This is a genomic window from Methylobacterium haplocladii, from assembly GCF_007992175.1.
Lineage (GTDB): Bacteria > Pseudomonadota > Alphaproteobacteria > Rhizobiales > Beijerinckiaceae > Methylobacterium > Methylobacterium haplocladii.
Window position 1 is genome coordinate 69855 of record NZ_BJZT01000014.1, and the last position, 14638, is coordinate 84492.

General features: G+C 67.7%; 13 protein-coding genes. 6 read left to right on the forward strand and 7 right to left on the reverse strand.

Annotation, left to right across the window (positions count from 1 at the left end; all coding sequences use genetic code 11):
• Positions 1-6: 6 nt before the first annotated feature.
• Positions 7-1899, reverse strand: a complete 1893-nt coding sequence (locus tag MHA02_RS07670) for a monovalent cation:proton antiporter-2 (CPA2) family protein (protein ID WP_147078052.1) — start codon at positions 1897-1899, stop codon at positions 7-9.
• Positions 1900-2106: 207 nt separating this feature from the next.
• On the opposite strand from MHA02_RS07670, the gene ispH reads away from it, so the two are divergent.
• Both ispH and thrB read left to right on the forward strand, forming a co-directional pair.
• Complete coding sequence (ispH, locus tag MHA02_RS07675) at positions 2107-3129, forward strand: 4-hydroxy-3-methylbut-2-enyl diphosphate reductase (protein ID WP_147078053.1); 1023 nt, start codon at positions 2107-2109, stop codon at positions 3127-3129.
• A gap of 80 nt (positions 3130-3209) precedes the next feature.
• Positions 3210-4175 (forward strand): homoserine kinase, encoded by a 966-nt coding sequence (gene thrB, locus MHA02_RS07680; RefSeq protein WP_147078054.1) that lies wholly within the window; start codon positions 3210-3212, stop codon positions 4173-4175.
• A 29-nt stretch (positions 4176-4204) separates the two neighbouring features.
• Here the strand turns inward: thrB and MHA02_RS07685 are convergent, their stop codons facing one another.
• Together MHA02_RS07685 and MHA02_RS07690 are read right to left on the reverse strand one after the other, a co-directional pair.
• Positions 4205-4486, reverse strand: coding sequence for an HdeA/HdeB family chaperone (locus MHA02_RS07685; RefSeq protein ID WP_147078055.1), 282 nt, complete (start codon positions 4484-4486; stop codon positions 4205-4207).
• 280 nt (positions 4487-4766) lie between these two features.
• Entirely contained in the window at positions 4767-5249 is a 483-nt protein-coding gene (locus MHA02_RS07690) for a peroxiredoxin (protein ID WP_147078056.1), read from the reverse strand.
• Positions 5250-5386: 137 nt separating this feature from the next.
• On the opposite strand from MHA02_RS07690, the gene MHA02_RS07695 reads away from it, so the two are divergent.
• Positions 5387-6016, forward strand: coding sequence for a YqgE/AlgH family protein (locus MHA02_RS07695; protein ID WP_147078057.1), 630 nt, complete (start codon positions 5387-5389; stop codon positions 6014-6016).
• 140 nt (positions 6017-6156) lie between these two features.
• Positions 6157-7350 carry a glycosyltransferase family protein gene (locus tag MHA02_RS07700; RefSeq protein ID WP_238180297.1) on the forward strand — a complete coding sequence of 398 codons (1194 nt, stop codon included), beginning with the start codon at positions 6157-6159 and terminating at the stop codon, positions 7348-7350.
• A gap of 6 nt (positions 7351-7356) precedes the next feature.
• Here the strand turns inward: MHA02_RS07700 and MHA02_RS07705 are convergent, their stop codons facing one another.
• The 4 genes from MHA02_RS07705 to MHA02_RS07720 all read right to left on the reverse strand — a co-directional run bounded on the left by MHA02_RS07705 (position 7357) and on the right by MHA02_RS07720 (position 12067).
• Positions 7357-8547, reverse strand: coding sequence for an acyltransferase family protein (locus MHA02_RS07705; RefSeq protein ID WP_170249109.1), 1191 nt, complete (start codon positions 8545-8547; stop codon positions 7357-7359).
• A gap of 108 nt (positions 8548-8655) precedes the next feature.
• A complete protein-coding gene (locus MHA02_RS07710) occupies positions 8656-10035 on the reverse strand; it encodes an O-antigen ligase family protein (RefSeq protein WP_238180298.1) in 1380 nt (459 codons plus the stop codon).
• Positions 10032-10988 carry a glycosyltransferase family 2 protein gene (locus tag MHA02_RS07715; RefSeq protein WP_147078059.1) on the reverse strand — a complete coding sequence of 319 codons (957 nt, stop codon included), beginning with the start codon at positions 10986-10988 and terminating at the stop codon, positions 10032-10034. The genes MHA02_RS07710 and MHA02_RS07715 overlap by 4 nt, the downstream gene beginning before the upstream one ends.
• Positions 10988-12067 (reverse strand): endo-1,4-beta-xylanase, encoded by a 1080-nt coding sequence (locus MHA02_RS07720; RefSeq protein WP_147078060.1) that lies wholly within the window; start codon positions 12065-12067, stop codon positions 10988-10990. The genes MHA02_RS07715 and MHA02_RS07720 overlap by 1 nt, the downstream gene beginning before the upstream one ends.
• A 147-nt stretch (positions 12068-12214) precedes the next feature.
• Between MHA02_RS07720 and MHA02_RS07725 the strand changes: the two genes are divergently transcribed.
• Positions 12215-13558, forward strand: coding sequence for a lipopolysaccharide biosynthesis protein (locus MHA02_RS07725; RefSeq protein WP_238180227.1), 1344 nt, complete (start codon positions 12215-12217; stop codon positions 13556-13558).
• 74 nt (positions 13559-13632) lie between these two features.
• Complete coding sequence (locus MHA02_RS07730; protein WP_147078061.1) at positions 13633-14583, forward strand: DUF6492 family protein; 951 nt, start codon at positions 13633-13635, stop codon at positions 14581-14583.
• The last annotated feature ends 55 nt before the right edge of the window (positions 14584-14638 follow it).

Here is a 14638-nt window from a genome sequence, read left to right on the forward strand (position 1 = left end):
TGCTGGCTATCCATCGGCGGCAGCGTCTTGCGGCTCCAGTTCCCGCATCGCGGCCTCGCGACGCTCCGATTCGATCAGTCCCCGCGTTTCTGCCGAAAGCGCCCGCGACGGCCGCTGCGGCTCGGTCAGCGGCTCGGGGCGAAGCTCCGTCGACGCGCCGCGCATCCAGCCGGCCCCATCGGGCAGGGCGCCAGCCTGCTGCAGCACGAGCCGCGCGAGGTCGCGCTTACGCACGTCTTCGACGCGGGCCAGGGCCGCCTGTTCCGAAAGCCCTAGGCCCTCCAGGGCGGCACGGCCGAAGCGAAGCGCGGATTCGAGGGTTTCGCGGATCTGGAAGTCGACGTCGCGGTTCATCAAGTCGATGGCGTGGTTGCGGTCGTAGGCCCGCAGATAGGTCCGAACGCTCGCGAATTCCTCGTGGACGATGTCGACGATCTTGAGAGCCGATGCCGGGTCGTCGATGCAGATGCAGATCAGCTCGGCACGCCCGATGCCGGCCGCGCGCAGCACGTCGAGCCGGGTCCCGTCGCCGTAATAGACCCGGAAACCGAAGCGGGCGGCGTTGCGGATCTGCTCGACGTCCTTGTCGATGACGGTGACGTTCACCCCCTCGGCCAGGAGGACCTGCGTCAGGAGGTGGCCGAACCGGCCGAAGCCGACGACGAGGACGCGGGCATCGGAGGATTCGATCGTATCGGCCTGCACGTCCGCGACCTCGGACCGGCGTGCCAGCGCCGTGTCGAGGCCCTTGGCGGCGATCGGGCCGACGATCATCGTCAGCGCCGCGAGCGCCACGGAGAAGCGCGTCGCCGCCGTGTCGAGCAGGTGCAGTTCGCCCGCCGCCGGCAGGATCACGAAGGCGAATTCGCCGGCCGGCGCCAGGACCGCCCCGCCACGCACCGCATCGAGCCAGGACGAGCCGAACAGCCGGAACAGCCCGGCGACCAGGGCGATCTTGATCAGGATCGCGGCGGCGGTGGCCCCGAAGAGTTCGGGCCAATGCGCCTTGAGCAGGCCGCCGTCGATCGACATGCCGACGCTCATGAAGAACAAACCGAGCAGCATGCCGCGGAACGGCTCGATGTCGGCTTCGAGTTGGTGGCGGAAATTCGATTCGGCGAGCATCACGCCGGCGAGAAACGCGCCCATCGCCATGGAGAGGCCATCCTCCTCCATCAGCAGCGCCGTGCCGAGCACCACGAGAAGGGCCGCCGCCGTCATCACCTCGCGGCCGCCGGAGGCAGCGAGCAGGCGAAAGAACGGGTTGAGGCCGTAGCGCCCGACGAGGATCACCGCGACGATGCCGAGGCCGGCGATCGCGGTCGAGCGCAGCGCCCCTTCGATCCAACCGTTTTCCGGCGTCGCCCCAGCCGAGGCCAGCAGCGGCAGCACGGCGAGGATCGCCACCACCGAGATGTCCTGGAACAGAAGCACTGCGAAGGAGCGGCTGCCATACGCGCTGCCGAGATCGCCGCGCTCCTCCAGCAGTTGCAGCGCCACCGCCGTGGCCGAGAGAGCGAGCGCGATGCCGATCACGGCGGCCGCTGCGACCGACAGCCCAAAGATCAGCCCGGCGCCTGCGAGAACCAGGGAGCACAGCGCCAACTGCGCTGCGCCTAGCCCGAAAATATCCCGCCGCATCGAGACGAGGCGGGAGAGCTCGAGTTCCAGTCCGACGATGAAGAGCAGGAGCACGACGCCGATCTCGGCAACGCTGGCCGCCGTCTCCGGCTCGGCGATCAGCGAGAAGCCGAACGGCCCGATCACCACCCCGGCCACGAGATAGCCGAGCACGGCGCTCTGTCCGAGCAGCCGAAAGATCGGCACGCCGACCACCGCGGCCGACAGGAAGGTCAGGACCGGCGGCAGAAAGCTCGCATGCGTCGTGGCGCTCGCCATGGGGCCCCCGGGGCTGCGTCGTCCCGCGAGAGGCGGGGAACGCGTCCCTTAGCCCGCGTGAACGCGGCATGCGAGCATGATCCGGTGCCGTTCGACACGCGGGGGTCCCGTCGGCGACGGATTGTGCTAGGGAGCCACTGCCATCTCGGAATTCACCCGCGACGCCGGTTGACAGCCCGCCCCCAGCCTCTCCACATCCGCGAGACCATGAGCGCCGATACCATCAACCTGACCGCGGATCCCGACCGGATCCCGCATCCCGCCATCACCGGCGAGAAGCCGCCGCTGGAGATTTTGCTCTGCGCGCCGCGCGGCTTCTGCGCCGGCGTCGTCCGCGCCATCGACGTGGTCGAGCGCGCGCTCGCGATCTACGGGCCTCCGGTCTATGTCCGCCACGAGATCGTCCACAACAAGTACGTGGTCGAGACGCTGAAGCGGAAGGGCGCGATCTTCGTGCGCGAGCTCGACGAGGTGCCGGATTCCGGGGCGCCCGTCATCTTCTCCGCGCACGGCGTCGCCAAGACGGTGCCGAGCAATGCCGACAGTCGCGGCCTGACCACGATCGATGCGACCTGCCCGCTGGTGACCAAGGTCCACCGCGAGGCCGAGATCCATCACAAGCGCGGGCGCCACGTGCTGCTCGTCGGCCATTCGGGCCATCCGGAGGTCGTCGGCACCATGGGCCAGCTACCCAAAGGTTCGATCACGCTGGTCGAGGACCTCGAGCAGATCTCGCGGCTCGAAGTGGCAGATGCCAAGAATCTCGCCTGGGTGACCCAGACCACGCTCTCCGTCGACGACACCAAGCACATCGTCGCCGCACTCAAGGCGAAGTTCCCGCTGATCACCGGGCCACACAAGGACGACATCTGCTACGCCACCACCAACCGCCAGGAAGCGGTGAAGGAAGTGGCTCCGCAGGTCGACGCGTTGATCGTGGTCGGCTCCTCGAACTCCTCGAACTCGCAGCGCCTGCGCGAAGTCGCCGAGCGGGCTGGCTGCCCGATCACCCGGCTCGTCCTGCGGGCGGAAGAGATCGACTGGGAGGCCTTCGGCAACATCCGCCGGCTCGGCCTGACCGCGGGCGCTTCGGCGCCGGAGGTCCTGGTCGAGGAGATCATCGACGCCTTCGCCGCGCGCTACGACGTCAGCGTCGATCAGGTCTCCGTGACGGTCGAGGACATGTCGTTTCCGCTGCCGCGCGAGCTGCGCAGTGAAGCCGCCGAGTAAATCGGCCGGGACACGACGACGGACAAGGGCGCCTCGACGGCGCCCTTTGTTTTGAGCGAGAAGCGAGAGGCAGGCACTCCTTGGCCGTCTATACCGAGGTTTCCGACGAGGCGCTGACCGCCTTCCTGAGCGAGTACGATCTCGGATCGCTCCTGTCCTACAAGGGCATCGCGGAAGGCGTCGAGAACACGAACTTCTTCCTGCACACCACGGCCGGCTCCTACATCCTCACGCTCTACGAGAAGCGCGTGCGGGAAGAGGACCTGCCGTTCTTCCTCAATCTCATGGGCCATCTGTACCGGGCTGGTCTGTCCTGCCCGCAGCCGGTGCGCAACCGCCGCGACACCGCGCTCGGATCGCTCTGCGGCCGGCCGGCGGCGATCATCAGCTTCCTCGAAGGCATCTCGGTGAAACGCCCGACCGCGCATCACTGCCGTGAACTCGGCCGGGCACTCGCCGGTTTTCACGAGGCCGGTCGAGACTTTGCGATGAGCCGGGCGAACAGCCTGTCGGTCGATGCCTGGCGGCCGCTGTTCGAGCAGGCCGGCGATCAGACCGACACCGTCGCCCCCGGCCTCGCCGGGCGCATACGGACCGATCTGGCTCTGCTCGAATCTTCGTGGCCGCGCGATCTGCCGAGCGGCGTCATCCACGCCGATCTCTTCACCGACAACGTGTTCTTCATCGGTGATGACCTGTCCGGGATCATCGACTTCTACTTCGCCTGCACCGACGCGCTCGCCTACGATCTCGCGATCTGCCTCAACGCGTGGTGCTTCGACGCCGAGGGCCGCTATCAGCGCGAGATGGGCGAGGCGATGATCGCCGGCTATGAGAAGCGCCGCCGCCTCGAGCCGGGCGAGGTCGAGGCCCTGCCGATCCTCGCCCGCGGCGCAGCGATGCGCTTCCTGCTGACGCGCCTCGTCGACTGGCTGAACGTGCCGTCCGGCGCCCTGGTGCAGCCGAAGAACCCGCTGGACTACGACCGTCGTCTCGCCTTCCACCGTCATGCGGGCCATGCTCGCGACTACGGCTGGTCGGGCTGACCGTTCGACGGTCGCCCCGGGTGTCCGGGTTACTGTCCAAACAGTTTTTCGGTTGCCGTGATCAAGCCGATGCTCGGATTTTTCGCGCAGTACTCGCCGAGCTTCTTGGCGTTGGCAACCAGCTTGTCGGTGTCGATCACTGCCGGGTCGTCCTCGCCCTTATAGTAGCCGTCGAGCCAAGCCAGCGTCGTTCTGATCTCGTCGTCACCGCTTTCCAAGAATTTCTTGCAGCTGGAGGTCGACAGATCGATCTGATCGGCATGCGCCGGTGATGCGAGCGCGAGGACGCACAAGAGAACGAGACGCTTCACGACGACCTCCCCCGAAGAGCGACCGCGTCACACGCAGGCGCTGTAAAGACGATTGAATAAAACGCCTATGATGCGTCGCGCCGGCCAGCTTGTCTTGAGTGAGCTGAATTCCGTGGTGACCGACTCGCAGGCTCCAAGGATTTACGATTTTCGCAGCTGCCGAGTCCAAGAAAATCGCGAGCGTGGGCGATGTGAATAGCCTCGGCACCGCGTTGATGCGCATGAAAAAGGCCGGGGGACATGCCCCCGGCCCAGCGCCGCGCTATCGGTCCCGACGACGTCAGAGCACCTTGAGGAGTGCCTCTGCGCTGGAGACCTCGGCCTTCGAGGGCGAGTCCTCGACGTTGAGCACGCGGACCACGCCGTCGTCGACGAGCATGGCGTAGCGCTGCGAGCGGGGGCCGAGGCCGAAGCCGCTGCCGTCGAGTTCCTGGCCGATCGCCCTGGCGAACTCGGCATTGCCGTCAGCGAGGAATTCGAGGCTCTGGGCGCCGGTGGCCTCCTGCCAGGCGTTGAGCACGAAGACGTCGTTCACCGCGGTGATGGCGATGGCGTCGATGCCGCGGGCGAGGATCTCCTCCTTCTTCGCGACGAAGCCGGGTAGGTGGTTGCGGTGGCAGGCCGGGGTGAAGGCGCCCGGCACGCCGACGAGCACCACGCGGCGGCCCTTGAATACGTCGTCCGTGGTCTTCGCCTGCGGGCCGTCCGGGCCGTTCACGCGGAAGGTCACCTGGGGCAGGTGGTCGCCAACCTGAATGCTCATTCTGTCGTCTCCTCGATCGTGCGGCAGCGTTAGCGTGGCCAGATGACGCTGTCGAGGCGATCGGATCGAGCCTCCGTGGATCGAGGGAGCCGCCGTTGCCTTATGGACAAAACCGGCCCCGGGGCTAGCATGCCGCCATGCAGCGATTTCCACCGTCACCCGACGATTCCGCACCGGCCGACGACGGGGTGAGTTACCTCGACCGGCAGTTCCTGGTCGCGATGCCGGGCATGGGCGACGAGCGCTTCGCCCGCTCGCTGATCTACCTGTGCCACCACTCCGCCGACGGGGCGATGGGCATCATCGTCAACAAACCGGCCACCGACCTCACCATGCCGGACCTCCTGATGCAGCTCGACATCGCGCCGGAGACGGATGCGATCCGCCTGCGCGAACGGGTCGGGCACATGCCGGTGCTGATGGGAGGACCCGTCGACGCCAAGCGCGGCTTCGTGCTGCACTCGTCCGATTTCCGCATCGATCAGTCGACGCTGCTAATCGACGATGGGGTCTGCCTCACCGCGACGGTCGAGATCCTGCGCGCGATCGCCGAGGGAAGCGGGCCGGCCAGCGCCGTCCTGGCCCTGGGCTATGCCGGCTGGCAGGCGGGGCAGCTCGAAAACGAGATCATGGCCAATGGCTGGCTCACCTGCACCGCCGACCCGGAACTGATCTTCAACACGGCCCTCGACGACAAGTACGACCGCGTGCTGCGCATGAACGGGATCGACCCTGCCATGCTCTCGCCGATCGCCGGCCGGGCTTGAGCCCTTTGGTCATCGCGGGCGCAGAGCAGTGATGAGGGGAATGCGCCCAACGGTGCGAAGCATTTCGTAAGGCAATTCGGTCAGGCTTCGACGCCGCGCGGGCTCGGAGCCCGTGCCAGTTTCCCTCCGTGGAACCGCGCATGTCGCCAGCAGAGGCCAACGAGGCGCCGGTCGTCCGCTCGGCCGCCGACCGGACCGGGCCGCCGCGCGCTGCGTCCAGGTCCCCGGCGGCCAGCCTGCACCTGCTCGGTGCCGGCCAGCCGCCTTGCGGCATCGGCGATTTCAGCCGGCTTCTCCTCGAAACCCTGCGGGAGGCCGAGCCGGGGTCGCACGCCGCCCTCACCATCGCGCCGCGCGCGTTCCGCCTCTCCGAGGTCTGGCACCGTCTCGGGCAGACGGACGCGGTGGTCGCGAATTTCCCCGTCGTCGCCTGGAAGCGGGCCCTGTTCGGTCCCCTCGCGGTCTATGCCCTCGCGAAGCTGCGTCGCCGCGACTGCATCACCGTCCTGCACGAGTGGGCCGGACTGCATCGGCTGCGCCGTCTGGTGCTCCGACCGCTTCTGCTCCTGTCCGACACGATCTTTCTGGTTTCGCCGCAGGTGCGCGAGGAGTTGGCGGCCGACCCGCTCGTCGGGTTCCTGGCGCGCAGGGCCGCCCTGATGCCGGTCCCGCCGAACCTCGCAAGGCCGGCCGGGATCGCCGACAGCCCCTTGCGCCAGTGCCTGCTCGCCGCACGTCGGGAGGGCCGTCTGGTGCTCGGACATTTCGGATCGATCTATCCGGGCAAGCAGCCGGAGGCCGTGATCGAGATCGCGGCGGCGCTGAAGGCGCGCGGGGAAAAGCCGCTTCTGGTCTTCATCGGCTCGTTCATCAAGGCGTCCGACGGCATCGAGGACGTATTTCGGGCAAAGGTCGCGGCCCTTGGCCTGACGGACGACGTCATCGTCTCCGGCTACGTCGCCTCGGCCGAAGAGCTGTTCGGCCTGTTCGAGACGGTGGACGCCTTCGCCTATGTATTGCCCGAGGGGTTGACGGCGCGGCGCGCCAGCGTGCTCGCCTGCGTCCAGGCCGGCCGGCCGGTGGTCGTCACGGCGCCGGTGCTCGCCGACGAGTTCGACCATCATCCCCGTTACCGAGCGCTTCTCGACGCGGGCGCGATCCTGCCGGTGCCGCGCGAAGCGCAGGCAGAGGCCTATGCAGAGCGCGTGCTGGCTGCGCGGACGCGTCAGACCCGGTTGCCGGAGCTCGACCGGGCGACGTGGTTCCGGGACGCGGCAGCCTGCCTCCGGGCACGGATGGCGGTCCGCGGCCGGAGGCGGACGCGCCAGGCTTGAGCCGGATCAGGCCAAGGCGGCGGGCGCCACCGGCGCGGCGTTCGGGGTGGCCCGGCCGGGTCGTTTGAGCAACCGCCAGGCCGACGGCGTCATCGCGGGCCTCTCGATCCAGCGATAGGTGAAGGCGGCCAGCGGCACGACCAGCGCGATGGACAGGATGATGGCCGGCAGAAGTGCCTGTTCCGGCGTGCCGATCTGCACCAGCTTCTCCTGATTGTGCCAGACGACAAGGTCGAGGCCCGTCTTGCGGCCGATGAAGGTCATCGCCGTCTTCGCGACCTGAAACACGAAGCAGTGGATCATGTAGACTGAGTACGACCACAGGCCGAGCGATTGCAGCCAACGGGTGCGGAATACGCGCGAGACCACGCCGTCGTCGAACGAGAGAACGTAGATCAGCCCGCAGATCGGCGGCAGGAGCAGGATCTGCAGGCCTCCAACGGGCAGCAGCACTGCGCAACCGACGAGGACCGCGAGGAAGCCCGTCTCCAGCAGGCTCGCCCGCCTCAGCGGGCCGCTCGCGGGCCGGCGCATGGCGCAGACGAGTCCGCCGGCGAAGACGCCGACGACGGCGCGCAGCACGCCCCAATCGGTGGACGCCGAAAGCGGCGTCGGCGTGAGGGTATGGAGCGCCAGGGCGGCCGCGATGCCGAGGATCAGAAACACCGGCAGATGATGGCGCGGAAACGCTAGAATGAGCGCCGCGAACAGGATCGAGACGTAGAACTCAACCGCCGCGCTCCAGGCCGGACCGTTCCAGCTCATGCCCGGATGTAGACCGAAGGATTGCAGGAAAGCGAGGTTGGTGACGATCTCCCAGGCCGAATGCCCCTGGGAGAACGGTTGCGCGTCCATCGCAAATCCGGTGTCGGACTGTCCATAGGCCAGCTTGGCGAGATCGAGCAGGGCCAGCAGGCCGAGCATCACGACGTGTAGCGGCCAGAGGCGCAGGAAGCGCCGCGTCATGAAGCGAACGCCGTCGGTGCGGCTCGTCAGGCGCTGCCCGTAAGCGTGGTACAGCACGAAGCCCGACAGGACGAAGAAGACGTCGACGCAGACTTGGAGGTTGGCGAACGTCGGAACGTCTTTGAGGACGTGATGAACCGGGATGTGAAAGAAGACGATCAGCAGCGCACAGATGCCGCGCAGCGCATCGAGCGCCTCGAAGCGGTGCGGATGCCCTGAATTCTGTGTCATTTTGACGGATCCGTCCGGTTTCACTCCCATCAGAGCGAAATCCGGGCCGAGTTTCGAAACCGATGTCATTCAAGTCGGCATCGATGAGTGCCAATCTCGGGCGCGATGTCAGCGTGTTCGAAAGCGTGCGAGATAATGCAACCCGAACACCGCGAACAGGAACGTGATCCAGATCGGATCGGCGCGGTCGAAGAAGAAGCTCTCCATCGACGAAAGCATCAAGCCGAAGAGCCAGATCTGCAGAAACATCGTCGCGAAGGGGCCGGCATTGCCGGTTTCCGTCTGCAGCTTCTGGTAGTTGCGCAGCGGACCAAGCACGAAGACCAGCAGCAGCAGGACGAGCCCCACTGCGCCGAGGGTCAGGGTGGTGTCGATGTAGCCGTTGTGGCTGTGGCTGGCATAGCCGGCCCAGGTTGCGCCTTCGTCCGAGACGTCGCGGACCGTCTGGGTTCCCCAGAACGCCGCATAGCCGTAGCCCGCGATCGGGCGCGCGGCGATGGTCTGGATCGCGAACCGCCAGATATCCGTGCGCCCCGTGAAGGTGGCGTCGATCGGGAGCGCGGCGACGATGGAGGCGAGGGCATCGCTCATCACCGATCCGACCGTGAACAGGTTGAGCAGCAGGATCGGGCCGATCGCGATCAGCAGACGGCCGCGGAAGCTTCGCACAACGGAGAATGCGCCGGTCAGCGCGAACACCACGAGGCTCAGAGCGAAGGCGCTCTTGCCCTCGGAGCCGACCAGGAATGCGCAAGCGAGGCCCAGGATCGCAAGCCCGGCGACGCGCCCGCCCGCCCGGAACACCGCCACGCCGATGAACAGCAGCATCGCCATCACGGCGGCGGCGGCGTTCTTGTGGCCGAAGCTGCCACGCCAGTTGCCGGCGAGCCCGGGCTCCTGGAGGTCGCGCGGCTGGTGGATCGCGAGATCCGGCGCGACGACCATCCCGAGGTAGCAGACCGTCAGCAGCCCCAGGGCCGCAATTGCCGTGAGGTTGCGCAACTCCGTACGGGTCTGCGCCAGCAGCGGCAGGCAGGCGGTCAGCAGCATCACCGCCGCGGTCAGCGCCAGCCGTTTGGCAGAGGTGGCATGGTCTTGCGACAGGATCACGCTGAGAACCAGCCAGCCGGCGAGCACGAGATGCGTTGGCGACGCCAGTGATGCGAGCGCGCGGCCGTGCTCGCGCGCCACCAGCACGAGCCCGACGAATGCCAGGATACCGAAAGCGCCGTAGGTCAGGGCCTCCTGGCCGGTCACGAGGTCCGCGATGTCGAGCCGCGACAGGTCCGGGAAGGGTTTCAGCGAGATCCAGGCGATCAGGAGCGTCGCCAGAAACAACGCCTGCCGCAGCAGGCGCAGAACGGACAGCCCGCCGGCGCGTCCACGCAGATGACCGAGCATGCCGGCCGCCGACACGGCGTCGCCGAGCGGCAGCGCCGCATCGGCCGTCGCGCGGCGTGCCCCGAACTCGGATGGCCGCGCGATCATTTGGGCGCCGCCGCGCGATAGGGCTGCGGCTCGATGCCGGCGGCGGCGAGGCACCGCCCGAGCGCCACGGCGATGGGATGCAGCGCGAAGGCCGGCTGGCGGGTTTTGACGAAGAGCCTCAGGCTGCGCACCACCGAGAGGCCGAGAACCGCCACGGATTTCGCGGCGATGGCGAGCCGGTCGGCGCCGCTCAGCGCGTGTTTCAGCTCGATCCGGTGATTGATCGCGCCGATGCGCAGGCCCCGCGCGGCGAGCCAGCGCAAGGTCGTGCGGGTGAGCGGCACGGTCTCATTGATCACGGCCTCCTGCACCCACTGGAACGGGATTCCGGCGTGACGGGCACGCGTGAAGAAGTCGGTGTCGCCGCCGCCGAGGAAATTGTAGGCGACGTCGAAGGCCGGCAGCCCGAGCCGCTCGAAGGTCGTGCGCGCAATCAGGCAATTGCCGCTGCCATAGATCATCGGCACCGGGCCGCTGGTGTCGAAGGCGGGACAAAAGGCCGGGTGTCCTGCGAGCGCCGCCGAGCCGCCGAGCGCGATCTGCGGCATGACCGGGCCGCCGACGACGCCAGCACCGGTGCGTTCGGCCGCGGCGACCATGGTTCCGAGCCAGTCCGGGTCGGCCCACTCGTCGTCGTCGATCATCAGGAGGTATAGTGCTGCCGGATAGGCAGCGAGCGCCGTGCCGAAGGCAGCGTTGATCGCGTGGCAATTGCCCTGCTTGCCCTCGACCAGCGAAAGCCCGTGCAGCTGCCCCGACGCGAAGAACGCCTGCGCCACGGCAACGCCCTCCCGCCCAACGGCGTCGTTCTCGACGACGACGACGGCGAAGGGACGTCGGCAGGTCTGCGCGACGAGGGACTCGAGCGTCCGGGTCAGCCATTCCGGCCGGCGGAAGGTCGGTACGCAGACGACGATCTCGATCGCGCTGCCGGGTTCGCGGTTCGGGATCATCACGCGCTCCGCGTAAAACGTTCGATGACGGCCATCAGCGGCTTCGGGCGCATGTTCGCGTCGAGGGGCAGCGGCCGGTTCGGCAGGCCGTCGGTCCGCGTGAAGTACATCGGCACCCAGGTGTAGCGGTCGCTGATCCCCCAGGTCAGGATCGCGCTCGGCGGCAAGACCTCGGAGACCGCCGACAGGAACGTCCGCGCCGTCTCGGCGACACGCAGGTCGCGGGCGTCCACAGCGCTGGGCAGGGTGGCGTCGATCACGTCGAGCTCCGTCACGAGCACGTCGAGATTCATCGCACGGATCTCGCGAAGAAAGCCTTGCAGTCCGTCCCGGTCGATCGATCGGTCGGCGGGGAGATGGGCCTGGAGGCCGATGGCGTGGAGCGGTGCGCCGGAATCGACCAGGTCCCGCGCGATCCGCAGCAGGGCATCCCGCTTCTGCGCGAAGCGCCCGCCGACGAATTCGACGTCGTATTCGTTGAGCACGAGCCGGGCCGTCGGGTCTGCCGCGGCGGCGGCGCGAAAAGCGATCGGGATGTAGTCGGCCCCCAGCGTCCGGCTCCAGACGAAGGAGCGCAAATTCTTCGGGGAGGACGGGTCGTCCGAGATCGGCTCGTTCACCACGTCCCAGGACGTGATTAGCCCGGCATAGCGCGAGACCACCGTCTCGATGTGGTCGGTCAGCACCCGCTCGGCCTCGGCGCGCGACGTGATCGCATCCGTCCAGGCCGGCATGCCGCCGTACCATGCCAGCGTGTGCCCACGCAGGCCGATGCCGCGGCGGCCCGCGAAGGCGGCGATGCGGTCGGCTTCCCCAAAGTCGAAGGTCTCGCGGTTCGGGCGGATCACCGGCCATTTCAGGCCGCCTTCGGGCACCAGCACCCGGCAGCGCGCCGCCAGGGCCTCGGCATAGGCGGGGTCGTTCGCGAGCGCATCGCCCCGCACCGCCGCACCGTAGGAGGCACGAGCGGGGACGCCCGTTCCGGTGGCCGCATGGGCCGACGGATCGAAGGCGAGCAGACCGGCACCGACCAGCCCTCCGGCGATCATCTGCCGCCGCGTGGGACAGGGTTGTATCATCGCGAAACCTCAGTGGATCTCATGGACCCCGGACTGCAAGTTCGGGTCCGTCCATGAGGCCTCGGCGCTGTCCCTCAGACACGACATGTGTCGGACGGTTCGATGTCGGAGCGGCGGCTTGGCACGCGGTCTGCGGACAGGCCGATCATGAGTGCCACTCTGTCCCAAAATCCGACCCTCATCGGACCGACGACCGTCCCGGAGCGTCCCGTCTCGAGACGACGCTTCAATCCGACACCCCTGATCCTCGCCAGGTTGGCGGGGCATCGGACGGCTCTCCTCGGCTATTCCCAACTGCTGGTGGGGTCCGGCGGTCGCCTCGTTCTGCAGGTGGTCTATTTCTTCCTGCTCGCGAACACGCTCAGCCTCGCCGACATGGGCGTCTTCGCCACCGTCTCGGCGGCCGGGGTGCTGATCGGCTGCCTCGCCGGCTTCGGCTTCCAGGCCTTCGTGATGCGGTCGGCCACCGGCCGGCGCTCATCGCTCGGCGGTTATCTCGCGGCCTATTACGTCTGCTTCGCCGCTGCGCTTCCGATCATGCTGGCGCTGGCCGGCGTGCTCTACCTCGTCCTGTTCCGCAACGTAATCGCGCTGCCGGGCTACCTCGCGATCATCCTCGTCGAGGTTGCGCTCTGGCGCCAGATCGAGCTGCTCGTTCAAGTCAACAACGGCCTCGGCCGCTTCGGCGCGGCCTCGACATTGGTCTCGCTGCCGGTCGGCTTCCGCGCCGCGGCGGTGGTCGCGTTCTGGGCCATGGGCGGCGGCAGCGCCGAGACCTGGAGCCTCTATTACCTCGCCGGCAACGCCGTCGCCGTCGCCGTCCTGGTCGTGGCTTTCCACCCCCGCATCCGGATGCGGTTCCGTCCGACGCTGCTCAAGGCGAAGATCCGCGACGCCCTGTTCTTCGCGGTGTCGTATTTCATGTTCCTCGCCCAGGGCGAGATCGACAAGCTGATCATCCTGTCCCTGGCGGGGGAGCGCACGGCCGGCATCTACGCGATTGCGATCCGGCTCATCGACCTCACGGCCGTGCCCCTGCGGCCGATGTTCATGATGTACTCGCGCAAGCTGATCCATGCCGGGCGCGCCACCCGGTCGCTGCTGCGGGAGAGCGTCAAGATCGAGGCGCTCGTCGCGGCCGTCTCCACGGGGGGACTGCTCGCGCTGGTCGGGCTCCTGACCCTCTGGCCGACCATCCTCGGCGCCAACGTCTCGGCCGCCTACGGCATGCTGACCGTCATCATCCTGGTGCCGGCGGTGAGGAACCTGCTCGAGTTCCACAGCGAACTCACCTTCGCCTTCGGCCACATGGGCCTGCGCGCTGCCCTGACGGCCAGCCTCGTGCTGATCAAGGCCGTCGCGGTCGCCCTCCTGATCACGATGGTCCCGTCGGTCGAGTCGTGGAGCCTGTGGCTGAATGGTGTTTTCGCGGCGATCTATGGGCTGTCGTTCGTCGCCGTGTACGGCTTGTTGACGAGGAGCGCCGCATGACCGTCGCGGGCGAGAGGCTTTTCGGGGTGTCCGGTGCGAGACCGGTGCCGCGCAACGGTGCGACGGAGACACGTATGCAGAGCCAGGCCGGAGCAACCGATCGCGGACGACCCGAGACGGTCGGCCTGATCACGATCAGCCATCGCGGCGATCTCAAACGTTGCGCCCTGCTGTTCGACAGCATCGACCGGCATGTCCCGCGGCGCGGGCAGCACTACGTCATCGTCGACGACGAGGACGTAGTGCTCTTTGCGCCCTATGCCCGGGACGACCGCCGGATCCTGCCGCTCTCGCAGTTCGTGCCGCGTTGGCTGCGGCCGATCCCGGCCCTGCGCTGGCGCGGTCGCCGCTACTGGTGGTCCCTCTACGGCAAGCCGATCAGCGGCTGGCACATGCAGCAGATCGTCAAGATCGAAGCGGCGCGCGTGCTACCCGAGGAGCGCTTCTGCCTGATCGATTCCGACATCTACTTCTTCAAGGATTTCGATCTCGCCGGGATCGCCCATCCGAACCCGACGCCGTTCCACGTCCATAGCCGCGGCGTCACCGAGCATCGGCCACGCCACATGCTCTGGGTCGCCACCGCGGCCCGGCTTCTGGCGACGCCGCCACCGCGGCTGCCGGCCGACGATTACATCGACCAGATCATCGTCTGGGACCAAGCCACCGTTCGGGCGATGATCGCACGCATCGAGAGCGTCTCGGGCCGGGGCTGGATCGCGGCGTTGTGCCGGGACCGCGACTTCTCCGAATACATGATCTACGGCGCCTTCGTCGCAACCTCGGCCGCCGCCAAGCCGCGCCACGCGGTCACGCACGAGAGCTTCACCCGCACGCATTGGGAGGCCGACGAACTGAGCGTGGCCGACATCCTCGCGATGCTGTACGCGGCGACCCCGCGGGAGCGGGCCTTCTGCATCCAGTCCTTCGGCTCGACACCGCTCGCGACCATCCGCACGGCTCTCAATGCGTTTTATTCCGAAAAATCGGATGGTACGCACGAAAATCACCCGGAAGCTGCTTAGTCGCCACATGTATTGCTGCGACGGCCTCGACCGGAAGTAGAACTTCGCCGTCCGA